The sequence below is a fragment of the Natrinema pallidum genome, from assembly GCF_005890195.1.
GTDB classification, from domain to species: Archaea; Halobacteriota; Halobacteria; order Halobacteriales; family Natrialbaceae; genus Natrinema; species Natrinema pallidum.
Genome location: NZ_CP040637.1, coordinates 1,425,629 through 1,451,351, shown reverse-complemented (window position 1 = coordinate 1,451,351; position 25,723 = coordinate 1,425,629). Strand labels below are relative to the sequence as shown.

Annotated in this window: 27 protein-coding genes; 14 read left to right on the top strand and 13 right to left on the bottom strand. The window is 68.6% G+C overall.

The genetic code is table 11. The features are described 5' to 3' along the window. Positions 1-3 precede the first annotated feature (3 nt). Entirely contained in the window at positions 4-654 is a 651-nt protein-coding gene (locus tag FGF80_RS07150) for a helix-turn-helix domain-containing protein (RefSeq protein ID WP_006185822.1), read from the top strand. A 25-nt stretch (positions 655-679) separates the two neighbouring features. Here FGF80_RS07150 and FGF80_RS07145 read toward each other — a convergent pair whose 3' ends face one another. Next, positions 680-868: a cupin domain-containing protein gene (locus tag FGF80_RS07145; RefSeq protein ID WP_006185821.1), complete on the bottom strand. Its 189-nt coding sequence runs from the start codon at positions 866-868 to the stop codon at positions 680-682. A gap of 105 nt (positions 869-973) precedes the next feature. On the opposite strand from FGF80_RS07145, the gene FGF80_RS07140 reads away from it, so the two are divergent. Beyond that, positions 974-1,525 carry an XTP/dITP diphosphatase gene (locus FGF80_RS07140; RefSeq protein ID WP_138653041.1) on the top strand — a complete coding sequence of 184 codons (552 nt, stop codon included), beginning with the start codon at positions 974-976 and terminating at the stop codon, positions 1,523-1,525. Between the two features lie 22 nt (positions 1,526-1,547). Here FGF80_RS07140 and FGF80_RS07135 read toward each other — a convergent pair whose 3' ends face one another. From FGF80_RS07135 to FGF80_RS07115, 6 genes are all read right to left on the bottom strand, one after another. Next, positions 1,548-2,678: a guanosine monophosphate reductase gene (locus tag FGF80_RS07135; RefSeq protein WP_138653039.1), complete on the bottom strand. Its 1,131-nt coding sequence runs from the start codon at positions 2,676-2,678 to the stop codon at positions 1,548-1,550. 99 nt (positions 2,679-2,777) lie between these two features. Then, positions 2,778-3,257, bottom strand: a complete 480-nt coding sequence (locus FGF80_RS07130; protein ID WP_138653037.1) for a DUF7384 family protein — start codon at positions 3,255-3,257, stop codon at positions 2,778-2,780. Further along, positions 3,250-3,381, bottom strand: coding sequence for a hypothetical protein (locus tag FGF80_RS19760; protein ID WP_269150346.1), 132 nt, complete (start codon positions 3,379-3,381; stop codon positions 3,250-3,252). Before FGF80_RS19760 ends, FGF80_RS07130 begins: the two co-directional genes overlap by 8 nt. After that, positions 3,381-4,520: a putative sulfate/molybdate transporter gene (locus tag FGF80_RS07125; protein ID WP_138653035.1), complete on the bottom strand. Its 1,140-nt coding sequence runs from the start codon at positions 4,518-4,520 to the stop codon at positions 3,381-3,383. The genes FGF80_RS19760 and FGF80_RS07125 overlap by 1 nt, the downstream gene beginning before the upstream one ends. Before the next feature lie 146 nt (positions 4,521-4,666). Continuing rightward, positions 4,667-6,292: a methyl-accepting chemotaxis protein gene (locus tag FGF80_RS07120; protein ID WP_138653033.1), complete on the bottom strand. Its 1,626-nt coding sequence runs from the start codon at positions 6,290-6,292 to the stop codon at positions 4,667-4,669. Then, complete coding sequence (locus FGF80_RS07115) at positions 6,285-6,875, bottom strand: heme NO-binding domain-containing protein (protein ID WP_138653031.1); 591 nt, start codon at positions 6,873-6,875, stop codon at positions 6,285-6,287. The genes FGF80_RS07120 and FGF80_RS07115 overlap by 8 nt, the downstream gene beginning before the upstream one ends. A 248-nt stretch (positions 6,876-7,123) precedes the next feature. Between FGF80_RS07115 and FGF80_RS07110 the strand changes: the two genes are divergently transcribed. Then, positions 7,124-8,158 carry an AIR synthase family protein gene (locus tag FGF80_RS07110; protein ID WP_138653029.1) on the top strand — a complete coding sequence of 345 codons (1,035 nt, stop codon included), beginning with the start codon at positions 7,124-7,126 and terminating at the stop codon, positions 8,156-8,158. Here the strand turns inward: FGF80_RS07110 and FGF80_RS07105 are convergent, their stop codons facing one another. The 3 genes from FGF80_RS07105 to FGF80_RS07095 form a co-directional block, all read right to left on the bottom strand. After that, positions 8,159-9,361, bottom strand: a complete 1,203-nt coding sequence (locus FGF80_RS07105) for an outer membrane protein assembly factor BamB family protein (RefSeq protein ID WP_138653027.1) — start codon at positions 9,359-9,361, stop codon at positions 8,159-8,161. A gap of 82 nt (positions 9,362-9,443) precedes the next feature. Continuing rightward, entirely contained in the window at positions 9,444-9,797 is a 354-nt protein-coding gene (locus FGF80_RS07100) for a type II toxin-antitoxin system PemK/MazF family toxin (protein ID WP_006185810.1), read from the bottom strand. Positions 9,798-9,799: 2 nt separating this feature from the next. Further along, positions 9,800-10,072 carry an AbrB/MazE/SpoVT family DNA-binding domain-containing protein gene (locus tag FGF80_RS07095; protein ID WP_006185809.1) on the bottom strand — a complete coding sequence of 91 codons (273 nt, stop codon included), beginning with the start codon at positions 10,070-10,072 and terminating at the stop codon, positions 9,800-9,802. A gap of 473 nt (positions 10,073-10,545) precedes the next feature. Between FGF80_RS07095 and thiD the strand changes: the two genes are divergently transcribed. The 4 genes from thiD to FGF80_RS07075 all read left to right on the top strand — a co-directional run bounded on the left by thiD (position 10,546) and on the right by FGF80_RS07075 (position 15,162). Beyond that, entirely contained in the window at positions 10,546-11,907 is a 1,362-nt protein-coding gene (gene thiD / locus FGF80_RS07090; protein WP_138653025.1) for a bifunctional hydroxymethylpyrimidine kinase/phosphomethylpyrimidine kinase, read from the top strand. Further along, positions 11,904-12,899 carry an LLM class flavin-dependent oxidoreductase gene (locus FGF80_RS07085; protein ID WP_138653023.1) on the top strand — a complete coding sequence of 332 codons (996 nt, stop codon included), beginning with the start codon at positions 11,904-11,906 and terminating at the stop codon, positions 12,897-12,899. Before thiD ends, FGF80_RS07085 begins: the two co-directional genes overlap by 4 nt. Positions 12,900-12,994: 95 nt before the next feature. Beyond that, positions 12,995-14,416 carry an APC family permease gene (locus FGF80_RS07080; protein ID WP_138653021.1) on the top strand — a complete coding sequence of 474 codons (1,422 nt, stop codon included), beginning with the start codon at positions 12,995-12,997 and terminating at the stop codon, positions 14,414-14,416. Continuing rightward, the gene (locus tag FGF80_RS07075) at positions 14,413-15,162 is read left to right on the top strand and encodes a universal stress protein (RefSeq protein WP_138653019.1); all 750 of its coding nucleotides are present in this window, start codon (positions 14,413-14,415) and stop codon (positions 15,160-15,162) included. The genes FGF80_RS07080 and FGF80_RS07075 overlap by 4 nt, the downstream gene beginning before the upstream one ends. 53 nt (positions 15,163-15,215) lie before the next feature. Here the strand turns inward: FGF80_RS07075 and FGF80_RS07070 are convergent, their stop codons facing one another. Next, entirely contained in the window at positions 15,216-15,986 is a 771-nt protein-coding gene (locus FGF80_RS07070; protein ID WP_138653017.1) for a universal stress protein, read from the bottom strand. A 176-nt stretch (positions 15,987-16,162) separates the two neighbouring features. Between FGF80_RS07070 and FGF80_RS07065 the strand changes: the two genes are divergently transcribed. From FGF80_RS07065 to mutS, 5 genes are all read left to right on the top strand, one after another. Next, the gene (locus FGF80_RS07065) at positions 16,163-17,245 is read left to right on the top strand and encodes an ABC transporter ATP-binding protein (protein WP_238705357.1); all 1,083 of its coding nucleotides are present in this window, start codon (positions 16,163-16,165) and stop codon (positions 17,243-17,245) included. Further along, positions 17,242-18,060, top strand: coding sequence for a hypothetical protein (locus FGF80_RS07060; protein WP_006185801.1), 819 nt, complete (start codon positions 17,242-17,244; stop codon positions 18,058-18,060). The genes FGF80_RS07065 and FGF80_RS07060 overlap by 4 nt, the downstream gene beginning before the upstream one ends. A gap of 83 nt (positions 18,061-18,143) precedes the next feature. Beyond that, entirely contained in the window at positions 18,144-18,389 is a 246-nt protein-coding gene (locus FGF80_RS07055; RefSeq protein WP_006185800.1) for a DUF7861 family protein, read from the top strand. 48 nt (positions 18,390-18,437) lie between these two features. After that, positions 18,438-18,761, top strand: a complete 324-nt coding sequence (locus FGF80_RS07050) for a tRNA-binding protein (protein ID WP_138653013.1) — start codon at positions 18,438-18,440, stop codon at positions 18,759-18,761. An 81-nt stretch (positions 18,762-18,842) separates the two neighbouring features. Then, positions 18,843-21,536 (top strand): DNA mismatch repair protein MutS, encoded by a 2,694-nt coding sequence (mutS, locus tag FGF80_RS07045; RefSeq protein ID WP_138653011.1) that lies wholly within the window; start codon positions 18,843-18,845, stop codon positions 21,534-21,536. A 428-nt stretch (positions 21,537-21,964) separates the two neighbouring features. On the opposite strand, the gene FGF80_RS07040 is transcribed toward mutS, so the two are convergent. Both FGF80_RS07040 and FGF80_RS19105 read right to left on the bottom strand, forming a co-directional pair. After that, positions 21,965-22,159: a hypothetical protein gene (locus FGF80_RS07040; RefSeq protein WP_138653009.1), complete on the bottom strand. Its 195-nt coding sequence runs from the start codon at positions 22,157-22,159 to the stop codon at positions 21,965-21,967. Between the two features lie 65 nt (positions 22,160-22,224). Beyond that, positions 22,225-22,365, bottom strand: a complete 141-nt coding sequence (locus FGF80_RS19105) for a hypothetical protein (RefSeq protein ID WP_161605711.1) — start codon at positions 22,363-22,365, stop codon at positions 22,225-22,227. A gap of 38 nt (positions 22,366-22,403) precedes the next feature. Between FGF80_RS19105 and FGF80_RS07035 the strand changes: the two genes are divergently transcribed. Then, complete coding sequence (locus tag FGF80_RS07035; RefSeq protein ID WP_138653007.1) at positions 22,404-23,204, top strand: SDR family NAD(P)-dependent oxidoreductase; 801 nt, start codon at positions 22,404-22,406, stop codon at positions 23,202-23,204. A 108-nt stretch (positions 23,205-23,312) separates the two neighbouring features. Then, positions 23,313-25,529, top strand: a complete 2,217-nt coding sequence (mutL, locus tag FGF80_RS07030; RefSeq protein WP_138653005.1) for a DNA mismatch repair endonuclease MutL — start codon at positions 23,313-23,315, stop codon at positions 25,527-25,529. The last annotated feature ends 194 nt before the right edge of the window (positions 25,530-25,723 follow it).

Here is a 25,723-nt window from a genome sequence, read left to right as displayed (position 1 = left end):
GCCGTGAAGACGGTTCGACTCACGCTGCGTTACGACGCTGCGACGATCCATCCGATGCATCGCTTCGTCGCCGAAAGCGACGCGTTCGATGCCTATCGGATGGTTCACGGCAACTTCGCGGGGGACGACGACAACGTCTTTATTTTCCACGTCGTCGGCGATCCGGATGTCTACGAGGCCGCGCTCGCGGATACCGGCCGGGTGAGCGACTACGAACTCACGCGGACCGGCGACCGGACGTTCACCGTCTACGTCCGCGATCTGCCCGCCGAGGTGGACGCCCGACTCCTCGATCTGTTCACCGAGCGCAGTCTGGTCGTTTTACCGCCGGTGGAGTACCGGTCGGACTGGACGGTCCGGTTTTCCGTCGTCGGCGACTCGGACGACCTCCGGCGCGTGCTCGAGGGCATCCCCGACGGCATCGAGACGACCGTCGACCGGGTCGGCGAGTACGACGGGGGTGACGCCGCGGTCGGCACGCTGACGGCGCGCCAGCGGGAGACGCTGCGGGTCGCCCGCGAGCTGGGGTACTTCGACGTTCCCCGCTCGGCGGGCGTCGAAGACGTCGCCGCCGAACTCGACTGTGCGCCCGGGACGGCCGCCGAACACCTCCGGAAGGCGGAGGCGGCCGTGATGGAGGCCCTCGAGCTGTAGCGAGGAGCCGCCGCGAACGCGGTCGCTACTCTGACGTGTCCGCCCCGAGCGGCGGTGCGAACGCGTCGACGACGCGACACGGCTCGAGGGCTCGCACGCCGTGGACCGTTCCCGGCGGGACGACGTACGAATCGCCCGCCTCGAGGGGCGGCGAGCGCTCGCCGCCCGGGAGGGCATCGATCCGGTCGGGATCGTCCCACTCGGTGACGTTCATACGTCGTGTTCTCCGTCCATCCTGTTTGCTGCTTTCGCGGACCGGGATTCGAGGGGCGAACGGGCAACCGACGCCTATTTTCCGTCCGCGGACGCCGCCTCGTACATGGCCATTCGATTCGTGACCGGCAACGCGGGGAAGGTTCGCGAGGCGCGGGACTACCTCGCGGGGATCGAGCCCGTCGAACAGATCGAGTACGACTACACCGAGGTCCAGAGCGACTCGCTCGAGGAGATCGCCGCCCACGGTGCCCGGGAGGCGTTCGAGCAGTTGGGGGGCGACGAGCCGGTACTGGTCGATGACGCGGGGCTGTTCGTCGACGCGCTGGGCGGCTTTCCGGGGCCGTACTCGGCGTACGTCGAGGACACCGTCGGTGTCGAGCGGCTCTGGCGACTCGCGGAGGTGGAGGAAAACCGCCGCGCGACGTTCCGGACCGTCCTCGCGTACGCCGACGAGGACGGGACCGAGACGTTCGCGGGCTCGGTCGCGGGCACCCTCGTCGCGCCCCGCGGCGAGGGCGGATTCGGCTACGATCCCATCTTCGAGTACAACGGGACGACGATGGCCGAGATGAGCACTGTGGAGAAGAACGCGATTTCACACCGCGGCCGCGCGCTGGCGACGTTCGCGGAGTGGTACGCCGGCCGCGACGAGTAACGCGCCGGGTCTCGATCGGCGGTCAGTCGTCTCCCTCTGCGGCGGTCTCGACCGCCTCGTCGTCCGCCTCGAGCTGTGCTTCGGTGACCGTCTTCGCTTCGCTATCGACGCTGACGCCCTCCCAGTCCTGATCCGCGTGGTACCCCTCGCGCTCCTTCGCGCTGGGGGCGACGCGGATGAATTCGGCGTGTCGGCGAGCCGCGGGGATCGTCTCCCCGCCGCAGTAGGAGAGTCCGGACTGCATGCCTGCACAGAACTCGTCGGCGACGTCGCCGACCGGCCCCTTGTACGGCGTCAGGGCCTCGACGCCCTCGTCGGCGCGAACGTCGGCGTCCTTGTCGTCACGGTTCTCGGCGGCCGTGGTGGTCGCCATGCCCCGCGAGCGCTTGTACCGAGCGCCGTCGACTTCCACGACCGCGCCGGGTGCTTCCTCGGTTCCGGCCAGTAGACTTCCCAGCATCACCGTGTCGGCTCCCGCCATCAGGGCCTTGACGGCGTCGCCGGACGTTCGAATCCCGCCGTCGGCACAGATCGTCACGTCCAACTCCTCGGCCGCCGTCGCACAGTCGTCGACGGCGGTCAGTTGCGGGACGCCCGCGCCGGCGACCTTTCGGGTGGTGCAGTGGGAGCCGGGGCCGATGCCGACTTTCACGCAGTCCGCGCCGGCGGCCGCGAGGTCCTCGACACCCGCCGGCGTCGCGACGTTGCCGGCGACGAGGTCCGTGTCCGGGAACGCCGCCCGGAGCGTCTCGACGGCCTCGAGCGACCGCTCGAGGTGGCCGTGGGCTACGTCGACGACGAGCGCGTCGACGCCGGCGTCGATCAGTGCGGCGCTGCGGCCGACGTAGTCCTCGTTGATCCCCACCGCGGCGGCCACCTGCTCGTCGGCGGCCGTTACCCGTTCGACCTGTTCGGCCTGCTCGTCCGGCGTGAGAAAGCGGTGAACGACGCCGATCCCGCCGGCGCGTGAGAGTTCGATCGCTAGTTCGGCCTCCGTGACGGTATCCATCGCGGCGGAGACGAGCGGCGCGTCCAGTTCGACGGTCGGCGTGAGCCGCGTCGAGAGGTCGACATCGCTGCGGCTATCGACTGGCGAGCGGTTCGGGACGAGGAGCACGTCACCGTAGCTCAACCCGGTTCGTAGATCGTTCATTACCCCTCACTACTGATGCGCCCCTGGCAAATAAGGGTCCCGAACTGCGGTGGCTTCGCGAGGATGCAGCGGGCCGATATCGCGTCGCCGCGACCGCCGTCAGGCTCGTGGGTCCCGGTCCGGTCCCGGGTACTCGCCGTCCGCGACGACCGCGTACAGGCTCGCGGGGTCGAACAGGCGGGCGAACGCGTCCGGCGGGCGGATGCTGACGGAGACGCGGGGCTGCAGGGTGAGCCCGGCCGTCGCCGATCGAAGCCGGTCGTCGTTCGAGAGCAGGTGCGCCGCGTTCCCCTGATAGGCCGACGCCAGTCCGGGATGGTCCCCCGCGGGCTGGTCGACCGCGATGCGCTCTGCCTCGAGCCGGTCGCGGTGATCCGCGGCGAGGTCGGCGTCGGCCAGCGCCGTCACGAGCCGTTCCGTCTGCTTGAGCAGCGGGTCGCTGGCGACGAGGTCGATCCAGGAGTGGCGGCGGACGTGATCCAGCGCCTCGCGCGCGTCGCCGCCGACGAGCAGGTCCGCCGCGAGCACGTCGGCGTCGGCGACGACGCGGGCGGGGTTCGGTTCGTCGCGGTCAGGCATCGCCGTCCTCCCGGATCGCCGCGAGTGCGTCCCGAATCGCCTCGTGATCGCCGTCGTACTCCGCGCCGCGGTCGAAGAGATCGGCCCAGCTCGCGCTCATCGGTGGCGGTTGGGGCTCGGGCATCAAAGGTCGTCCGGCTCGCCGACGCCGCTTGCGCCCCACGCCGACCGCGAGACGAGCCGAAAGCCGACGCTGCCGAGGACGAACGCGACGCCGACGTTGCCGGCGAAACCGGCGACTCCGACGGCGGCGACCACCGCGAGCGATCGACGATCGGCGACGGCCGCGACCGCCGCGCGAGCCAACTCGAGCGCCACGACGACGAGCAACACGCCCAGAACTGCCATCGGGAAGGCGGCGAGTACGGCCCCGGCGGCGACCGGCGCGAGCGCGAGGTAGCCGATGCCGAGCAGGACGTTCGCGCCGCCGGTTCGCGCGCCGAAGGCGTACTTGCCGGCGAGGCCGCCGCTGCCGTGACACATCGGGACGCCGCCCAGCGGGATCGCCGCGAGGCAGGTCACGCCCATGCTCGTCGAGAGCGCGTCCGCCGAGACCTCCCGGTCGTAGAGGTCGCCACAGAGCAGGGCAGTCGCGATCGCGGCGTTGCCGACCGTCATTCCCAACTGGGCGACGGTCCCCTCGACGGCGGCCCCGGTGAACGACGGCGATCCGGCTGGAAACACCGCGAGTTCCGGCAGCGTCGGCGTCGGAACGCCGGCCGCCGCGACGGCCGCGACCGCTCCGAGCCCGAGTACGACCAGCACGCTCGCCTGCCGGTAGCCGACGAGCGCCAGCAGGCCGACCACGGCGAGCCCGCCCACCGCCATCGGCGGATCACCGATCGAGAGGTCGACCGCCGCCTCGAGCAGGAGCAAGGCCACGGCGAGTTGCACGCCGCGGATGACCGGCTCGCCGACCACCCGCTGGAGCCGACCGACGAGTCCGAGTCTCCCGACGGCGAGGAGAACCCCGCCGGCGAGCAGTCCGGCCGCGGCCAGTTCGGCGTATGAAAGCGCGCCGACGACCGCCAGCCCGAGCAGCGCCTTCATCGGTTCGACGGACAGCGGCAGGCCGTAGTAGAGCCCCCAGACGATCTGAAAGACGCCGAACCCGACCAGCACGTGGGGCAGCGAGACGCTCGTCGTCGCCCCGAGCGCGACCAGCAGCGGCAGGACCGTAACCGAATCCCCTAGCGCACCCGTGAGTTCGCTCGCGGAGAACTCGAGGTCGTGATCGGTCCGCGACCCGAAGGAATACGCCATCCATCCCCGATAATCCAGGGATGGCCTTGACTCTTGTCTGTAACCTTTGGACCTTTCGAGAGGAGGTAAACGAAACCAATAGACGTTATCGGACGACGGTTCGGAACGTGGCCGCGAGCCGATGGCCGCTGTCGGTCGGGTCGTCGCTATCGAGACGCGGTGCCGCCGTCGCCGGTCGTCTCCGGCGTCGCGTCGGCCGTCGAGACGGCCTCCGGATCGACGTCGTCGGCGATCCGTGGCTCCGGCAGGTCGTAGCCGCTCTCGGTGTCGTAGGCCACGAGCTGTGCGTTCAACTCGCCGGCCTGTTCGGTCAGGACGGTCGCGCTCCGGGCGACGTGGGAGAGCGCCTCCGCCTGGGCCGACGCCCGGCGGGCCGCTCGCGCCGAAGTCGCTGCCGTCGTCGCGCTCGTCTCGGCGGCGTCCTCGACCAGCACGACGACCTGCTGGGTCGTCGACGCCTGCTGTTGGGTCGCCGCCGAGATTTCCTGAACGCCGTCGTTGGTCTCCTCGGCGAGCCCGGCGACCTCCTCGAGCGCGGTCGCGGCGTCCTCGACGTCAGCGACGCTGTCCTCGATCCGACTGCGGCTGGTCCGGACCTCGTCGGCGGCGGCCATCGCCCGCTCCTTGAGCCCCTCGAGGCGCTTTTCGACGGTCTGGACCGAGTCGTAGACCTCCTCGGAGAGGGTCTGAATCTCGTCGGCGACCGCGCCGAAGCCTTCGCCGCCGGTCCCGTCCGAACGGGTCGCCTCGATGTTGGCGTTCAGCGCCAGCATGTTGGTCTGCTCGGCGATCTCGCTGATCGACTCGATCAGTTCGTCGATCCGTTCGGCCTCGGCCTCGAGCCCCTCGATCTCCTCGAGGGTTCGTTCGGTCTCGGTGTCGATCACGTCCATGCCGGTGATCGCATCGCCCGCGGCCTCGCTCCCCTGCCGGCCGACGCGTGCGGTCCGGTCGGCGGTATCGGCGACCTCGGAGGCGGTCGCAGCGATCTCCTCGACCGTCGTCGAGAAGTTCTCCATCTCGGCCGTAACGGTCCGCAGCTGCTCGTTTTGTTCCCTGTTGTCCGCGACGACCTCGGTCAGCGCCTCGCTCGTGCGTTCGCCTTCCGTCTGCACCGTCTCCATGCTGGTCGTGAGTTCGCGGCTGTACGTGACGACCTCGCCGGAAAAGGACTTCAGCGTCCCGAAAGTGTCCTCGATCTCCGCGAGCATCGCGTTGGAGTTGTCGGCCAACTCGTCGAGCGACTCGTGGGTACCCGGGCGCTCGAACCGCCGGGTGAGATCGCCCGCGGCGACCGCTCGCGTCGTCTCCGCATGGGTCTGGACGGTCCGCTCGAGTTCGTCGAGCGATCGGTCCGTCCGGTCGCGTTCGGCCAACTGACGACGAATCCCGGCCAGCGACGACTCGAGGCCCGCGAACTCGTCGTCGCGGTCGCCGTCGAAGCAGTCGTCGTACTCGCCGGCCTCGAGGCGGCCGGCGCGCTCGGTCACGTCGGCGATCCCCTCGCGCAGTCGGTCGCGCTGGCGCGGCGCGGTTCGGGCGTTCGAGGCCGCGGCGATCCCGGCCGCGGTGCCGCCCGTCGCGACGACGCCGGCGACGCCGGCCCCGAGGACGGCCGCGGTCGGGCCGCCGAGTGCGATCGCCGCGACGGCGACGACGACCAGTCCCGCCGCGGCGGCCGCGAGGCCGAAGCCGCCCGGCCGGTCCGACTGTATCGCCCTGGGGAGCGGCGACGAGTCATTCGTCCCGCCCGCCTCGAGGGACTCAGTCATTCGTCTCCCCGCTGTGTACGTTGGCCGTGCCCGTCTCGGCGGGCGCTCGCCGCCGAATGTCGAAGACGCAGGCGTCGTCGCCCTCATGCATGCAGGTCCGTTCCTCGGCGACGAGGTCCTCGTCGAAGCGGTCGGAGACGCCCTGGATCGCGCCGCGAGCCACGTCACAGAGTTTCCGATCCGAATCGTAGGTGATCCGGACGCGGTTCCCGTCGACCCGCTCCGACCGAATGCGCGGGGTCGTCAGCGTCGTCATGTCTCGAGTCCGTAGCGAGGTGTGAAACTGCTGAATGTTCGCGATGAGTTCGAGCCCCTCCCAGTCGTCATCGATATGGAGGTCGTAGGTCTCGAGCAACGCGGGGACGACCCACTGCCCGTACTGGGTGAGGATCGTCCGCGGGCTCTGATCGGTGAGGTCGCCGGCAGTGCGGGCGATTTCGTAGACATCGCCGTCCGGATAGACCGTGACCGGGACGTAGACCCGTTTTTCGATGTCGGCTTCCTCCTGAATCGACAGCCAGGCGTCCTCGCCGTAGGTATCGACGACGAACGACTGGAGCGTCTGCAGAATTATGCCGTGCATTCCGTCTTCCCCCGTCTCGCGGACCCGCCGGTCACCGAGCCGAACATATCAGGTATCATGAGTAGTATCCCTTCTTATGAGCGTATCCGATTAGTCTTTCACCCTGCACTGTTTGGTAGTGAAATACGTCGTGCGGGTCCCTCACTCGGACCGAATCGGCGGGAGGTATCGAAACCGGTGCCGCCGCCTGATGCCGATTACGGGGGCGAACCAGTACGCATAAGTCGTCTGACTGGTATCGGTCAGCCGTGAGCGACCTCGGAAAAATCGACCGCGCGTTCTTCGACCGGCACATCGCGCCGAACCTCGGTGCCGACCGTGATGACGTTTCCCTCGGGCCGACCCACGGCGTCGACTTCGGCGTCCTCGATATCGGCGAGCGGGCGCTGGTCACCGCGACCGACCCCCTCTCGATCCTTCCCGCCCTCGGCCTCGAGCGAGCGGCGCGCTTCGCCCTCGATCTCGTCCTCGCGGACGTGGCCGTCAGCGGCGTCCCACCGTCGCATCTCTCGATCTGTTTTACGCTCCCGGAGACGATGACCGACGCCGAGTTCGCGACGGTCTGGGAGACGATCCACGCGGAGTGTGCGGATCTCGGGGTCGCCGTCGTAACGGGGCATACGGCGCGCTACGCCGATCCGTCGCATCCGTGGGTCGGGGCTGCCACCGCGATGGGTGTCGGCGAGCACGCCGACATCGTTCGGCCCGACGGGGCCCGCCCCGGCGATCGACTCCTCTTGACGAACGGCCCCGCCGTCGAAGCCGTCGGTCTGCTGAGTACGCTCTTCGGCGACCAGCTTGCGCTCCCGGACGGCGTAATCGCGGACGCACAGGACCGCCTCGAGGAGGTCTATGCCGTTCGGGACGCCCTCACGGCGGCCGCCGCGGGGCCGGTCCGGGCGATGCACGACGTGACCGAGGGCGGGCTCGCCGGTGCATTGAACGAGATGGCCAACGGGGCCGACGCCCGGTTCGCGATCGACCGCGACGCCGTCCCGCTGCGCCCCGGCGTCCGCGAGGTTTGTTCGGCGCTCGAGATCGATCCCTGGGCGGCGACCAGCTGTGGCTCGCTACTGATCGCGGTCGACCCCGACGGCGTCGCCGACGTCCGCGAGGCGCTCGCGGATCGGGGGACGCCGGTCGCCGAGATCGGCCGCGTCGAGTCCCTCGAGGGCGACGGCGGCGCGGTGCTGGTCGACGGTGACCCGCTCGCGCACCCGAACGCCGACCCGTCGTGGGACGCCTACGCGGAGCTGGCCGCCGCGGCGAGCGACGGCTCGTAATTACGAGAGGACGATCAGTTCGGCGGTATCGGCCCCGGTACCGCGGACGTTCGTCGTTACGAACAGCTTCGAGTCGGCGGCGGTGACGAAGCCGACCGCGCCAGTGGGCTCGTACTCGAATCGCAGATGGCGGGCTCGGTACGAGCGAACCCCGATCCCGCCGTCGATATCGGTCGCGCGGAGCCGATCGCCGCCGACGTAGACCGTGTCGCCGACGATAATCGGTGGATTGCTCGCGCTCTCGCCGAGATCGAGCCGCCAGCGAACGTTTCCGTCGGCCGGATCGAGCGCGAACACCCGCGATCCCGACCGCGCGAGTACCGTCCCGTGGGCGATGGCGATGCCGTCGTCGCCGAACCCGCCGAGTTCGGCTTCCCACCTCCGCGCTCCGTCCGGCCCGAAGTACACGACCGTTCCGTCGCCGCCGACGACGGCGATGCCCCACTCGGACCCGCCGTGGTCCAGTGACCGCACCGCCGGGCCGCTCCGGATGCCGGCCTCCACGGTTCGCCGCCACTGGACGGTTCCCCACTCGTCGACGGCGTACAACTCGCCGCCGTCGGTCACGACGTAGACGTAGTCGGTGTACTTGGCGAGCGAGTACTCCGGCGTTCCCAGTAGCTCCTGTTCCCACAGTCGCTCGCCGGTCCCGGCGTCGAGCGCGTGCAGGGCGTTGCCGCCGGCGGTGAAGACGCGGCCGTTATCCCCGTCGTCGGTGACCAGTAGCGATCCCCGCCCGATGGTCGCCTCGAACGCCTCGCTCCACTCGATCTCGCCGCTCTCGAGGTCGCGAGCGACCACCGTGTTCACCTCCGAGAGGTATGCCAACTCCTTGTACACCGTCGGTGCCCCGCGGTAGGTGTGGGCCTCGTTGTCCGGGTCGATCGACCAGCGCCGGTCCCCGCTCGCCCGATCGAACGCGACCACGTCGGTTCCGGTCGTCGCGAGGACGGTCCCGTCGGTCACGACCGGGTCGGCGGCCGCGGCCGCTGACTCGAGGTCGACGCGCCAGTCGACGGTGGGGTCCTCGCGCGGCGCGACGCCGTCGGGGATCGCTCTCGAGTTCCGCCGGTCCGCACCGCCCGTCGGCCACGCGTACGACTCGTCCGTTCCGGGATCGACCGACGGACCGCCAAGGCAGCCCGCGGCGGCCGCGATACCCGTCGCTCCGAGAGCAGCCAGTAGCTCGCGTCTGGAGGGCATTCGACGATAGTTGGTTCTTCGGAACGAATGTATTTTATGGAGTACCCAGGCGAACGGTCCGTGCCGCCGCGAGAGACGCCGTTCAGACCTCGCGCAAGCCGAGGCTGTACTCGAGCGCGGTGTCGACCTCGTCCATCCGATCGGCCGGCACCGATCCGACGATGTCCGTGATCCGGTCGTCGATCGAGACGGTTCGAACCTGACTACAGAGCGCGACCGAGTCCTCGCGGAGGGCACACTCGTCGGCGGGGATCAGCACTTCGAACGGATAGCGTTCGCCCCCGTAGGACGTGGTAAAGGGGACGACGATCGTCGTCGGGGCGTTTTCGTTGCCGACGTCGTTCTGGACGACGAGACAGGGTCCGGTTCCCCGCTGTTCGGAGCCGCGCGTCGGATCGAGTTCGACGACGACGATGTCGCCCCGCCGGACGTGCATCGTTACTCCTCCCAGCCGGGCGCGTCGCCGAGTGAGGCGTTCGCTTCCCGCGAGGATCCGGCCATCTCGTCCGCGAGTTCGCGGTGGTGTTCGGCGCGGCGTCGATACCCCTCCGCGAGATCCGCCCGCGACGTCGGTTTCTCGATGACGATCTTGTCACCCGCTTCGCGGATCGTCACCTCGTCACCACCGTGGATATCGAACGCCTCTCGAAGACGCTTCGGCAGCGTTACCTGCCCGCGATCGCCGACTTTCCGTGTTTCGGACTCGGCCATACATATTCATATCATATCCATACTCATAACGCTGCCGTCCGGACCGCGTGTCGTCGTTCGAAACCGATCTCGATGGGACTCGCTGGCCCCTCGTCCGCCGACGGGTCAGTCTCGAGCGACCGCGGGCAAGGCGTCCCGTCTCGAGGTCGTATCCCGCCGTGACCGACTGGCGACCTCGAACGGGAGAAGGCGGCGATCGTCGACGAACTCGAGGGGGAACGATACACGCACAAGGCTCTCAGAGAGCGGTCGCGGACCGACACGACTGCAGCGAGGCGGCCGTCAGTTGCGCGATTTCGCCGCTCCACGACGCGGGCGTGATCGAACACAAACAGGGGTTCGTCGAACTCACCGACGACTGATGGCGGGCGGTTCTCAACGACCGGACGTCCTCGAGGCGTCGATCACACCGCGGACGACCCTCACCGTCGCTGACCATCACCGCTTAGTATAAGCCGGGAATACGATCCCGTATGCGAACACCAGCACCCGACAGCCGGCCGGTCGCGCTGACGATCGCCGGCAGCGACTCCGGCGGCGGCGCGGGAATTCAAGCTGACCTCGCGACGATGGCCGCCCACGGTGTCTTCGGCACGTCGGCGATCACCGCCGTCACCGCCCAGAACACCCGCGGCGTCTCGTCCTCGCACGTCCTCCCGACCGACGAGATCGACGCCCAACTCGAGGCCGTCACCGACGACTTCGCGATCGGCGCGGCGAAGACGGGCATGCTCGCGACGACCGACGTGATCGAAACCGTCGCCGAGCACGCACGGACGTTCCCGTTCCCGCTGGTCGTCGATCCCGTGATGGTCGCAACCTCCGGCGATCGACTGCTCGAGCCCGACGCGGAACGCGCCTACGAGGAACTGCTCGGCCGGGCGACGCTGGCCACGCCCAACACCGACGAGGCCGAAGTGCTGACGGACATCGCGGTCACCGACGACGAGAGCGCAGTGGCAGCCGGCGAGGCGATCCTCGAGACGGGCGTCGATGCCGTCCTCGTCAAGGGCGGCCACCTCCCCGGCGAGACGGTTCGGGACATCCTCGTCACCGACGAGACCGTCCGCACGTTCGAGCACCCGCGGGTCGGCACCGAGGCCACCCACGGCTCGGGCTGTACGCTTGGTTCGGCGATCGCGGCCCGCCTCGCCACGGGCGACCCGCTCGAGACGGCCGTTGAGGGCGCGACGGAGTTCCTCGAGCGTGCGGTGCGCTACTACTACGACGTCGGCGAGGGCCACGGCGCGGTCAACCACATGGTCGCGCTGCGAAACGAGGCCGCCAGGGAGCGAACCGCCGAGGACGTCCAGGCGATCGTCGACCGGTTCGTCGAGGCGGACGTATCGACGCTGGTCCCCGAGGTCGGGATGAACGTCGTCGGGGCGACGCCGTATGCCGACTCCGTCGCCGAGACCGCCGCCGTCGAGGGCCGGATCACGCGGACGCTGTCGGGTGTCCAGCCCAACCGCGGGGTTCGGTTCGGTGCCTCGAGTCACGTCGCTCGCTTCCTCCTCTCGGCGCGGGAGTTCGTCCCCGACCTGCGGTTCGCTGTCAACTGTCGGTTCGACGCGGCCGTCGAGGACGCGCTCGAGGCCCTCGCGTGGCCGGTCGCCGAGTACGACCGCGACCGACAGCCGGCGGAGATCAGGGAGACGGCGGACAGCACGATGGGATGGGGTGCCCGGCAGGCCTTCGCCGATCGCGACGAGCCCCCCGTCGCCGTCATCGACCGCGGTGCGGTCGGCAAGGAGGCGCTCGTCAAACTCGTCGCGGGCGATCCGGAGACACTCGCCGATCGAACGCTGGCGCTCGACCGAGAGGTTGCCGAATGAGCGCCGACGAATCGGGGTCCACGACCGACCACGATGTCGGCCTCATCCTGCCGCAGTACGGCACCGACATCGGAACGGTTCGGGAGACCGCACTCGAGGCCGAATCGCTCGGTTACGACGCGGTCTGGCTCGAGGATCACTTCCAGTCGTGGATCGGCGACCCGCGACGCGGTGTCCACGAGCCCTGGACGACGCTGAGCGCGCTCGCCGAGGCGACGGCGCAGGTACGACTCGGCACGCTCGTCACGAGCCAGTCCTACCGCCATCCCGCGTTGCTGGCGAAGATGGCGGCGCAGGTCGACCACATCAGCGACGGCCGCCTCGAGCTCGGCCTCGGCGGCGGCTGGTACGCCGCGGAGTACGACCGCTTCGGCTACGAGTTCCGGGAGCCGCCGGCCGAACGGCTCCGCCGGCTCGCCGAGACCGTCACGATCCTGCAGGGGCTCTGGACGAACGAGACGTACAGCCACGAGGGCGAGCACCTCGAGATCGATATCGACGAGGCGTTCTGTGAGCCCCAGCCGGTGCAAGAGCCCCATCCGCCGATCTGGATCGGCGGCGGTGGCGAGTCGTTTACGCTGCGTTACACCGCCGCCTTGGCCGACGGCTGGAACTACGGCACCCTCGAGCCCGAGGGCTTCGCGGCGAAACTCGCAGTCTTACGCGAGCACTGCGAGAGCGAGGCCCGATACGACGAAATCCGAAAATCCGCCGAACTGTTCGTCTTCGTCGGCGAGACGACCGAAGCCGCCGAAAACAAGCGCGAGGCCGTCCGCAGCGAGTTCCTGCCCGACGACGGACCGAGCGAGCCCCGCGAGTTCTTCCTCGCCGGCTACCTCGAGACGGCCCCGACGGGGACGCCGGCGGAGATACGCGAGCGGCTCGCCGACTATGCCGACGCCGGCATCGAGGAGGTCATGCTCGCGGTTCCGGACGCAGCCGCCGACGGTGACGAGAGCCTCCGGCTTCTGGCCGACGAACTCACCGGGTAGACGACCGGACGATCCGGGTCGGTGCCCGAGCCGGTCGATCCCAGTCACCACCATTCGACAGCAGAGCTATAGGGCAGGCGCGAGACGCCCCCGATATGAGTGATCCGTCGTCGGCCGGTGGGACCAACGTCGCGGGAGAGTCACCACGGGTCGAGCCGACGATCGAAACCGATGAGGTGACGATCACCGACGACGCCGAACTCGAGCGAACGATCGGGCTCACCGGCGGCCTCGCTATCGGGATCGGGACGATGATCGGGGCCGGTATCTTCGTCTTTCCGGGGCTGGCTGCCGGCCGGGCCGGGCCCGCGGCGGCTGGGTCGTTCGCGATCGGCGCGTTCGTCGCCCTCCTGGTCGCGCTGCCGGCGTCCGAACTCGCAACGGCGATGCCCAAAAGCGGCGGCGGCTACTACTACATCTCGCGCGGTTTAGGAACGCTTCCCGGGGCCGTCGTCGGGCTGTCACTGTGGTTCGGACTGGTGTTCGCGACGGCGTTTTACCTCGTCGGCTTCGGCTACTACGCCGTCGACACGCTCGCGGAACTCGGCGTCCCGGTGGGCGACGGCCTCGTCATCCCGCTGGCGCTGCTGTTCGGCGCTGGCGTGACCGTGCTGAACGTCACGGGGACGGAAAACGCGGCGAAGCTGCAAAACGGGATCGTTGCGTTGCTGCTGTCGATCCTGATCGTGTTTCTCAGCTACGGCGGGCTCGACACGCTGGGGCTCATCGGGGAGCCGTCCGCTCCCGAACAGTTCGCGCCGTTCGGAACGACGCCCGTGTTGACGACCGCGGCGCTCGTGTTCACCTCGTATCTCGGCTTCGCGCAGGTGGCGACCGTCGCCGGCGAGATACGCGATCCCGGACGGAACCTGCCCCTCGCGATGGTCGGCTCCGTCCTCGTCGTCGGCGTCCTCTACGTCGCGGCGATCTTCGTCGCGACCGGTGCGTTCGGGAGCGATCGGCTCTCGACGTTCGGCGAAACGGCGATGGTCGAGGTCGGCCGCCACTACTTCGGTCCGGCCGGTGCGGTCGCGATCGTCTTCGGCGGACTGCTCGCGACGATGTCAAGCGCCAACGCATCGGTGCTCAGCACGTCTCGAGCCATCTACGCGGTCTCGAAGGACGCCCTGTTACCGCAGCGCGCGAGCCATATCAACCTCCGATACGGCACGCCACATGTCGCGCTGGGGATGGCCGGCGGGCCGATCCTCGTGCTGGTCGCGACCGGCCGCGTGGAACTGCTCGCGGAGGTCGCGTCGTTCCTCCATCTCGTCACGTACGGGCTGCTCTGCGTGGCCCTGCTCGCACTGCGGCGAGCCGACCCGTCGTGGTACGACCCCGACTTCCGGGTACCCGGCTATCCCGTGATCCCGATACTCGGCGCGCTCGCGAGTTTCGCCCTGATCGGGTTCATGCAACGGACATCACAACTCGTCGGCATCGGGATCATGCTCGCAACCGCCGGCTGGTACGCCTACTATGGCCGTGACGTGACGCTGAAGGGGGTGGTCGAATGACGCGCGTGCTGGTTCCGCTGGCGATTCTCGAGGGCGAGTCGGTTTCGACCGGCCTCCCGACGCTGCTCGCAACGATGGACGTGACCGTGCTCGGCTACCACGTCCTCCCGGAGCAGACGCCGCCGGACCAGGCTCGTCTCCAGTACGAGGACCGTGCAAACGCCGCCCTCACCGATCTCGTCGAGGCCTTCGAAGCGGCCGGCGGGAGCGCCGACCATCGCCTCGTGTTCACCCACGATCGGGAGCGAACCGTCGATCGGGTCGCCGACGAGGCCGCCGCCGACGCCTACGCCATCACGGGGGCGACCGGATCGGTCGATCGTCTCCTCGTGTCGTTGACCGGCGACGTCGCCGTCGACCGGATCACCGCGTTCGTCGCCGAACTGGTCGGCGACCGCGAGATCGGCGTCACGCTCTTTCTGGCAACCGACGACGAACCCGGCGGTCGGGAATCGATCGCGGCGGCTGCCGACTCCCTCGCCGAACGCGGACTCGATGTCGAGACCACCCTCGCGGTCGACGAACCGCCACTCGAGGCGCTCGTCGAGGCTGCGACGAGCCACGATGCGATCGTCATGGGCGAACGGTCCCCGTCGCTTCGGTCGTTCCTCCTCGGCGAGGAGGCCGAGCGCATCGCTGCCGAGGCGGTCGGGCCGGTGATCGTCGTCCGCGAGGAGAGCGACGACGCGGCAGCGACTCGTGAGCAGGGGATGGACGCCGATCGCGCGTCGCAACCTGAGGACTGAGGTTCTGGGGGCCGGTCGGCCGGTCAGTCCCCTCGCCCCCGCGAGACGGCCGGTCAGTTCGGTCCCGGTTGTGAGCCGCCGGCCGTGTCCCCGCCGTCTGCCGGCTCGAGGTACTCGCCGCGAATCACCAACACCGGATCGACCGTCCGCCGGGCCAGTCGTTTGGCGCGGTCCCGGAAGATGACTCGACGGATGGACGGGCGACTCTCACCGGCTACCAGGAGGTCGTGGTCGGCCGCCGCCTCGACGATCGCGTCCGTGGGCGAATCGTCGACGACGACCGCGCTATCGATCCGGCCGCCGTCGACCCCCGCAGCGATCAGTTCCGACCGGGCCGTCTCGAGCAGTTCCGTTCCCGCCGCCCGCTTCGATTCGTCCGGCGCAACGTGAAAGAGCGTGAGTTCGAGGGTCGTGCCGTCGAGGATCGTCGCGAGCAACCGGGCGATATGCTCGACGTTGACCTCGCTTCGAACCGCGACGAGTATCGTCTCGAGGACGGGTGCCGGATTGAGCACCAGGACAGCGTCACAGGAGTCGTCGACGGCGACCCGTTCGAACGTTTCCAGCCGGTCGTGGGTGAAGGCCAGTCGCGACGTCACGTCACAGCCCGCCTCCTCGAAGACCGTCCGCAACTCCTCGAGTTCGGCCCGGGCGCGGTCGCCGTACTGCGTGCGTGCCTGATCCGTTCCGGTCTGATCGGGGAGTTCGCGATAGCCGAGCAGGACGACCGGAATCGACGCGAGCGCGTCGACGATCGTCTGCGGGACGCTTTCCCCCTCGAAGATGGCGACCGGAATCAACACGCAATGGTCGCGGTCTGACATGGCTGACGAGTCGTCCTCCCACGGGCAGCGTAATATATCCCGGACTACGGACGCAGGAACTGCTCTCGAGGCAGAGCGCGGGTGCGGCCGCGCGTTTTTGTAGCTCGGTCACTTAAACCAGCACTGTGACGGCGCGAGGAAACAGCGGGCCGACGAACGGACCGGATGCCGTGGCCATGTACAGTGAGAAAGCAGGCGCGACTCCCGACGACGACGCGGTGGGGACCGGTCGGGTGAGCGGGACGGCGCGGCCGCCGGTCGAGACGCGCCCGGACAGCAGCGAGCCGTCGGCGACGGACGACCGCGACATCGCCGTCTCCGTCACCGGACTGTCCAAGCGGTTCGGAGACGGCGAGACGGCGGTTACCGCAGTCGACGACGTCGGCTTCGACATCGAGACCGGCTCGATCGTGGGCCTGTTGGGGCCCAACGGTGCCGGCAAGACGACCCTCATCAAGTCGCTCCTCGGGATGGTCGTGCCGGACGCGGGCAGCGTCCGGATCCGCGGTATCGACCTCCGGGAGCGACCGCGGGCGGCCTACAGCGCCGTCGACGCGATGCTCGAGGGGGCGCGAAACGATTACTGGCGGTTGACCGTCCGGGAGAACCTCCGCTATTTCGCCACGATCAGCGGCGTCGACCCGAACTCGGTCCGCGACCGCCACGGCCGACTGCTGGCTCAACTCGACCTCGAGGCGAAGGCGAACGTTCCGGTCCGCGATCTCTCCCGGGGGATGAAACAGAAGGTGTCGCTGGCGAGCGTCCTCGCCGGTGGTGCCGAGGTCGTCTTCCTCGACGAACCCACGCTCGGGTTGGACATCGAGAGTTCCCGGACGCTCCAGCGGGAACTGCGACGCCTCGCCGAAGAGGAGGACCTCACCGTCGTCCTCAGCAGCCACGATATGGATGTCGTCGAGACGGTCTGTGATCGCGTCCTCATCATGTCCGACGGGGCGATCATCGCGGACGACACCGTCGACGCCTTGCTTTCCGACACGGACCGCCACTGCGTTCGGATCACGAGCGCCGACATCGACGCCGCGCTCGTTTCGCGGCTCCGACGGCGCTTCGAGGCGATCGAGGCCGAGCGACGCGACGCCGGCCACCGGATCGAGGTCGTGACCGACAGCGACGGCCTCTACGAGCTGCTGGCGACACTCCGCAGCGACGGCGTGACCCTCGAGCGCGTCCGGACGGTCGAGCCCGACCTCGAGGACGTCTTCGTCGAACTGACGAGCGGCGACCGAGGTGACCGATGAGCGCGGGTGCGGGTCGACAGGACGCGACCGAAACGCCGCGACCGGCCGGCTACCGACATCTCGCGCGGGCCGTCCTCTACCGCGAGTACCTGATCTTCGTTCGCTATCCCGCAAACGCCATCGGCGGACTCGTCGCCTCGGTGTTCTTCTTTGGGCTGTTGTTTTACGGCGGTCGGGCGATCGCCGGACAGGCGCTGACCGACTCCATCGAGGGGATCATCGTCGGCTACTTCCTGTGGTCGCTCTCTGTCGGGGCGTACTCCTCGATCGCGAACGACATCGGGAGCGAGGTCCAGTGGGGGACCCTCGAGCGACACGTGATGTCGCCGTTTGGCTTCGCGCCCGTGGCGCTGTTGAAGGGCCTCGCCAAGATCGTCCGGTCGTTCGTCACCTCGTCGGTACTGCTTGCGATAATGCTCCTCCTCACCGGGCGGAGTCTCGAGTTAAACGTGGGGACGATCGTCGTCGTCGCGACGTGCAGCATCGTCTCGGTGCTGGGGCTCGGGCTGGCCGCCGGCGGCGTGACCGTCCTCTACAAGCGGGTCGGCAACTGGCTCAACCTGCTCCAGTTCGGCTTTATCGTGTTGATCTCCGCACCCGCGTTCGACCTCGGCTGGCTGCGGTTCCTCCCGCTCGCCCAGGGCAGCGCGCTCCTCCAGCGGACGATGATCGATAACGTTCGCCTCTGGGAGTTCCCGGCGGCCGATCTCGCGGTCCTGCTCGCGGTCGCCGTCGGGTACCTCGCGCTCGGCTACGCGGTCTTCCGGTACGCGACCCGCCGGGCGAGACGGCTCGGCGTCCTCGGGGACTACTGACCTGTCTCCGGGTCGCGCGGCCCGGCGGCAGCCGGAGCCGCTGCCCCCGCCAGACTCACCCCCTCGGCACCCGTTCGTCCGGTATGGCCCACGATAGAATCCACGCGCGGAAACCGACACACGACCTCGAGCGATGGTCGGTCGGAACGATCGCCGCCGTCTCCGAGCGGGACGGCCACGCCGTCTTCGAGGTGACGGCCGAGGACGGCGAGTCGATCGAACTCGTCGTGACCCTCGCGATTCGGGACCTCGTCCTGCGGCGACTCGACCTCGCGGCCGACGAGTCGCCGGTCGGTGCCCGCGTCTGGTACCGCACCCGCGGCGGCTGACGGCCGCGGATCGACACCTAGTTTTCGGTGGCAACGGTACCGCGGAGCATGGTCGAGAGCCCGTTCGATGTCGAGATCGAGGTGGGGGAAATACTCGAGGCCGAACCGTTCCCCGAAGCCGAGAAGCCGAAGATGACCAAGCTGTGGATCGACCTCGGCGACGAGGAGATCCAGTCCGCGGCACAGTTGGATCACCACTACGACGCCGCCGACCTCGAGGGTCGACAGGTACTCTGTGCGACGAATCTCGGCTCCGTGCGGATCGCGGGGTTCAAATCGGAGGCGCTGACCGTCGGCGTTCCCAGTGAGGAGGGGTATCCCATGCTGGTGTCGCCCGACGATGACGTACCGCTGGGCGGGACGCTGTACTGATCGCGCTCGGTAGCGTCGCCGACCGTCCACTTTCACCGCGGATCCCGCAGGGTTTTTGCGGTGGAGGGATAGTCCCCGGATATGACCGAGGCGACGGGGATCGTCGGAGAGTTTTTCTCCCTCAAAGAGGGCACCGACGCCGATTTACTGGCGATGCAGTGTGGCGACTTCTACGAGTTCTTCGGCGAGGACGCCGAACTCGTCAGCGAGGAACTCGACCTCAAGGTGTCACAGAAGTCCTCTCACGGCTCGTCCTATCCCATGGCCGGCGTGCCGCTCGACGACCTGACGCCCTATCTCAAGGCCCTCGTCGAGCGAGGCTATCGCGTCGCCGTCGCCGACCAGTACGAGACCGAGTCCGGCCACGCCCGCGAGATCGTCCGCGTCGTGACCCCCGGGACGCTCCTCGAGACCAGCGACGCCGACGCCCAGTACCTCGCGGCGGTCGTCGACGGCGGGAGCGCCGATGGCTCGAGCGGCGGTGAATCCGGGTACGGACTCGCCGTCGCCGACGTGACGACGGGGCGATTCCTCGTCGCGGACGCCGACGACGCCGACGACGCGCTGACGGAACTCTATCGGTTCGATCCGGTCGAGGTCCTGCCGGGACCGGCCGTGCGAACCGACGACGAACTGCTGACGACCGTTCGCGAGCGCATCGACGCTACCCTGACCCTCCACGAGACCGAATCGTTCGCGCCCAAGCGGGCGGCCCACACGGTTCGCGAGCAGTTCGGCACCGAGACCGTCGACCGACTCTCGGTCGGCGAACCGACAATCGCGGCGGCCGGCGCGATCCTCTCCTACGTCGCGGAGACCGGCGCGGGCGTGCTCGCTTCCATGACCCGCATTCAGGCCCACCACGGCGACGACCACGTCACGCTCGATGCGACCACCCAGCGCAACCTCGAGTTGACCGAGACGATGCAAGGCGAGCGCGACGGCTCGCTGTTCGCGACGATCGACCACACCGAGACCAGCGCCGGCGGCCGCCTGTTGAAGGAGTGGCTCCAGCGCCCGCGGCGCTCGCTCGCGACGCTCGAGGACCGTCAGGAGAGCGTGGCCGCGCTCTCGACGGCGGCGCTCGCCCGCGACGAGGTTCAGGAGACGCTCGGCGAGGCTTACGATCTGGCTCGCCTCGCCTCGAAGGCGACCCACGGCAGCGCCGACGCGCGGGATCTCCTCGCGGTCCGGGAGACGCTGGCAGTGCTGCCCGCGCTGGCCGACTCGATCGAGTCGAACCCGGAGCTGGCCGACTCGCCGCTCTCCGAGATCGTCGACCGACCGGATCGAGATGCCGCCCGGCAACTCCGGGACACGCTCGCGGACGCTATCGCCGAGGACCCGCCATCGACGGTGACGCAGGGGGAACTCCTTCAGCAGGGGTACGACGACGAACTCGACGAGGTGATCGAGCGCCACGAGGCGATCAGGGAGTGGCTCGACACGCTCGCCGATCGCGAGAAGCGCCAGTACGGACTCTCACACGTCACGGTCGACCGGAACAAGACCGACGGCTACTACATTCAGGTCGGCAAATCCGCCGCCGACGGCGTCCCCGACCACTACGAGGAGATCAAGACGCTGAAGAACTCGAAGCGCTTTACCACCGACGAACTCGAGGAGAAGGAACGCGAAATCCTCCGGCTCGAGGACCGGCGCGGCGACCTCGAGTACGAACTCTTCGCGGACCTCCGCGAGGAAGTCGCCGCGCGGGCCGAACTGCTGCAAGACGTCGGCCGGGCGCTGGCGACGGTCGACGCGCTCGCGAGCCTGGCGACACACGCCGCCGAAAACCGCTGGGTACAGCCCGACCTCCATCGAGGCGACCGCCTCGAGATCGACCAGGGCCGTCACCCGGTCGTCGAGCAGACGACGGAGTTCGTTCCCAACGACGTGCGGCTGGACGAGGATCGCGGCTTCCTCGTGGTTACCGGGCCCAACATGTCCGGGAAATCGACCTATATGCGCCAGGTCGCCTGTATCGTTCTCCTGGCACAGGCCGGCAGTTTCGTCCCCGCCGAGGGGGCCGAGATCGGGCTGGTCGACGGCATCTTCACCCGCGTCGGCGCGTTGGACGAACTCGCACAGGGCCGCTCGACGTTTATGGTCGAGATGAGCGAACTCTCGAACATCCTCCACACCGCGACCGAGGAGTCGCTGGTCATTTTGGACGAGGTAGGCCGCGGAACGGCGACCTACGACGGCATTTCGATCGCCTGGGCCGCGACCGAGTACCTCCACAACGAGGTCAAAGCGAAGACGCTCTTTGCCACTCACTACCACGAACTGACCGGGCTCGCCGACACCCTCCCGCGCGTGGCCAACGTCCACGTCGCCGCGGACGAACGCGACGGCGAGGTCACCTTCCTCCGGACCGTTCGCGACGGCCCGACGGATCGCAGCTACGGGATTCACGTCGCCGACCTCGCCGGCGTTCCCGATCCCGTCGTCGACCGCTCGAGGGACGTCTTGGAGCGGCTACGCGAGGAAAAAGCCATCGAGGCGAAGGGCGGCGGATCGAGCGAACCCGTTCAGGCCACGTTCGATCTGGGCAGCGGAACGATGCGGACGCAAACGGTTGCCCAGGGACAGGCCCCGTCTCGGTCGGCGTCGACCGACGGCGGCCCGCCGGAGGCCGCGTCCGAGACGCGATCGATCGATCCCGAGACCGAAGCCGTTCTCGAGGAACTCGAGTCGCTCGATGTGAACACGACGCCGCCGATCGAACTCGTCTCGACGGTCCAGAAACTCCAGGAGCGACTCGAGGAGTGACTGCATGCGAGGGCGGTGCGCCGCTCGAACCCGCTGCAGTGCGAGTCAGTGCCGTCATCGGCGCGGCGTCCTGGATAGGGATGTCGGCGTCGGACGGTCTCCCCGACACCGTAGCTACCCAGTGACACACCACGTTTCCGGTGAACGCTGACTGCTGATGCCGGAAGCGTCGGCCGCCCTGCCGCTCGTCGGCCTGCGGTTTCGGTGCGTCAGTCGTGGGCTCCGCCCGCCCCGGACCACGGATTCGACGGCGGCCTCCGTGCTCCCACTGCGCTAGACTCGTCGTTTCGGTCGAGCCGTACGGGTCTTCGGGACGGCGCTCGCGAGGAATGGCCGTGAACCGAGGGATCTCGTCGGCGAACCGCGGTTCAGTTCTGTGGCGCGACTCGTGGCGGTCGGTCTCGAGTCCACAGTCGGCCAACGGGACGTTAGCACAGTTCGCCCAGATCGCGCCAGTCGTAACAATCGCGGAGATCGACTTCGAGCTCGAGCCCGCAGCCCTCGCAGTAAAAGGCGACCATCCGGTATCCGGGCTGAAATTCCTCCCATTCACCGTGGTCGTTGCATTCGATTCGAATCCCTCGTTCTCCCCTCTCGGGAACGTCGACGGTGTAGTTGTGCATGGTGATGGAACACTCCGTCTCCGAACTCGACGGGGGTATCGACCATCGGAGTGCCCTTAGACCTTTCACCGATCCGCGGACCGAGCCCAGCACCACGGGTAGGACCGGCCGACGCCGTCGCTGCCCGGGTACCCGCCCGGCCGCTCCCGTCCGTCAGGCTCGAGGGTCGCCTCCAGGTGCTCGTCGAGCACGGCGGTTCCCACCATCGGTAGAATTTTGAGACGCTGGGACACCCGTTAGCACGATGCACGAGCCAGACTTCGACGTGGCGGGACGGACCGCGATCGTCACCGGTGCGAGTCAGGGAATCGGCCAAGCGATCGCGGAGACGCTCGCAGCGAGCGGCGCGAACGTGTCGATCTGCTCCCGGTCGATGGACCGCGTGGGGCCGGTCGCCGAGGGAATCAACGCGGCCACGGACACGGGTGAGGCCATCGCCGTCGAGTGTAACGTCCGCGAGCGCGAACAGGTCCGGACTCTCGTCGACGACACCGTCGACGAGTTCGGCGACGTCGACATCCTCGTGAACAACGCCGGCGGGGAGTTCGTCGCGCCGTTCGAGGACATCTCGGCCAACGGCTGGAAGACCATCGTTGACCTCAACCTCAACAGCACCGTCCACTGTACGCAACTCGCCGGCAAGGTCATGCGCGAGGGCTCCGGCGGCGTCATCATCAACCTCTCGAGCGTGAACGGCCAGCACGCCGCGCCCGGCGAGAGCCACTACGGCGCGTCGAAGGCCGCGATCATCAGCCTGACCGAAACCCTCGCCACGGAGTGGGCCGAGGACGGCATCCGCGTCAACTGCATCGCACCCGGCCTGATCCAGACGCCCGGCGTCGCCGACACGCTCGGCATCGACAGCGAGGCCATGCCGCCCCGCGAGGAACCCGATCGCCGCATCGGTCACGCCGCGGAAATCGCCGATGTCGTCCAGTTTCTTGCCAGCCCGGCCGCCTCCTTCATGACCGGAGAGACGGTGACGGTGAAAGGCGTTCCCCGCGCCGGCAATTCGATGTCCCAGGACCTCGGTCTCGAGGACTGACGACCGGACGGGACTGCCCAGGACGTAAGACCTAACCACACGCCGTCTGTACCTGTAGCCGACACAGCAGGCGCGTCGGAGCGATCCCCATACCGACGCCGACTCACCATGAGTGACGAGCACACCCCCCCGCAGGACGCCACCGAGATCCACGAGTTAGACGAGGATACCGTCGCCCGCATCGCCGCCGGCGAGGTCGTCGAGCGCCCCGCCAGCGCGGTGAAGGAACTCGTCGAGAACAGCTTAGATGCCGACGCCTCGAGCGTCGACGTCACCGTCGAGGAGGGCGGCACCGAACTGATCCGGGTCGCCGACGACGGCCACGGGATGACCGAGGCCGCCCTCCGGACGGCCGTCCGCGAGCACACGACCAGCAAGATCGACGGCCTTGAGGACTTGGAATCCGGCGTCGCCACGCTTGGTTTCCGCGGCGAGGCGTTGCACACCATCGGCTCGGTGTCGCGCATGACCGTTCGGTCGCGGCCCCGCGGCGGGGACGGTGCGGGGACGGAACTCGTCTACGAGGGCGGCGACGTGACCAGCGTCGAGCCGACGGGCTGTCCCGCGGGGACGACGGTCGAGATCGAGGACCTGTTCTACAACACGCCGGCCCGCCGGAAGTTCCTCAAGACGACCGCGACGGAGTTCGCCCACGTCAACCGCGTCGTCACCCGCTACGCCCTCGCGAACCCGGACGTGGCGGTCACGCTGACCCACGACGGTCGCGAGGTGTTTTCGACGACGGGCCAGGGCGACCTGCAGGCCGCCGTACTGGCGGTCTACGGCCGCGAGGTTGCCTCGTCGATGATCCCCGTCGACGCCGACGGCGACGACCTCCCGCCGGGCCCTCTCGAGTCCGTTTCCGGCCTCGTTTCCCACCCCGAAACGAATCGCTCGAGTCGAGACTATCTCGCAACGTACGTCAACGGTCGCGCCGTGACCGCTGACGCCGTCCGCGAGGGGATCATGGGGGCGTACGGCACGCAACTGGGCGGCGACCGGTACCCCTTCGTCACCCTCTTCCTCGCGGTGCCCGGCGACGCGGTCGACGTGAACGTCCACCCGCGCAAACGGGAGGTCCGCTTCGACGACGACGACGCGGTCCGCCGGCAGGTCGACGCCGCGGTCGAGAGTGCCCTGCTCGAACACGGCCTCCTTCGGTCCCGCGCACCCCGCGGCCGGTCGGCACCGGGCGAGGCACGAGTCGATCCCGGTGATCGCGGGACCACGGATACGGCGTCCGGGAAACCCGACGGTGAATCCGCGACCCTCGAAACCGGTCTCGAGACGGCGTCGACCGCTGCGGAAGCGACCGACAGCGGAACCGAATCGACAGCCTCGGACGGGGAGGCAGACCCGGACATCCAGCCACCGTCCGGTGAGCCCGCGACCGTAGGGTCCGGGAGCGACTCGAGCGACTCGGACGATCCCGGCGACGGACGCTCCGCGGACCCGCACGCTGCCTCGAGTCACACGGACACCCCAGCGACGAACGCGACGGCGGCAAGCGCCGAGTCGGGATCGGAAACGGACGGCGACGTTGCAGCCGAGTCGAGCGGAACGGGAGACGGCTCGAGTCGGTCCGATGCGGAGCGAAACGCCGAGTTGACCGGGGATCGAGACCGGGAACGCGATTCGCGTCCGGCGCGCAAGTTCGACGCTACGACCGACCAGCGGACGCTAACCGGCGAGACTGCGACGGGCGAGGCGACCGCGTTCGACTCGCTGCCCACCCTGCGAGTGCTCGGTCAACTCCGCGACACCTATCTGGTCTGTGAAGCCCCCGACGGCCTCGTCCTGATCGACCAGCACGCCGCCGACGAACGGGTCAACTACGAACGCCTGCAGGCCGCGTTCGCGGACGACCCGACTGCGCAGGCGCTTGCCGAACCGGTCGAACTCGAGTTGACCGCGGCCGAAGCGGAAGCCTTCGACCATTACAACGAGGCGCTCTCCCGACTCGGCTTCTACGCCGACCGGATCGACGACCGCACGGTCGCCGTAACGACCGTGCCCGCAGTGCTCGCGGAGACGCTCGAGCCAGAGCGGTTGCGTGACGTGCTCGCCTCGTTCGTCGACGGCGACCGCGAGGCCGGTGCCGAGACGGTCGACGCGATGGCCGACGAGTTCCTCGGCGATCTGGCCTGCTACCCGTCGCTCACCGGGAACACGTCGTTGACGGAGGGGTCGATCGTCGACCTATTGGACGCGTTAGACGACTGCGAGAACCCCTATTCCTGCCCCCACGGACGACCGGTACTCGTCCGGTTCGACGACCGCGAACTCGAGGACCGGTTCGAGCGGGACTATCCGGGTCATCAGTAGTAGCACCCGTCAAATCGGGCAGTTTCCGATGCACTCGAGTTCTCCGATGACCCGAACCGAACTTGCTGCGAGGGTTCGCGACCAGTAGCAAGCGCAGCCGTTGTGAGCGTACTAGTCCCGTCGATGCCACCTTTCAATGATCTCGATCTGGGAGCGCACGATACTTATTTTAATCCCAATATAAATACTTAAAA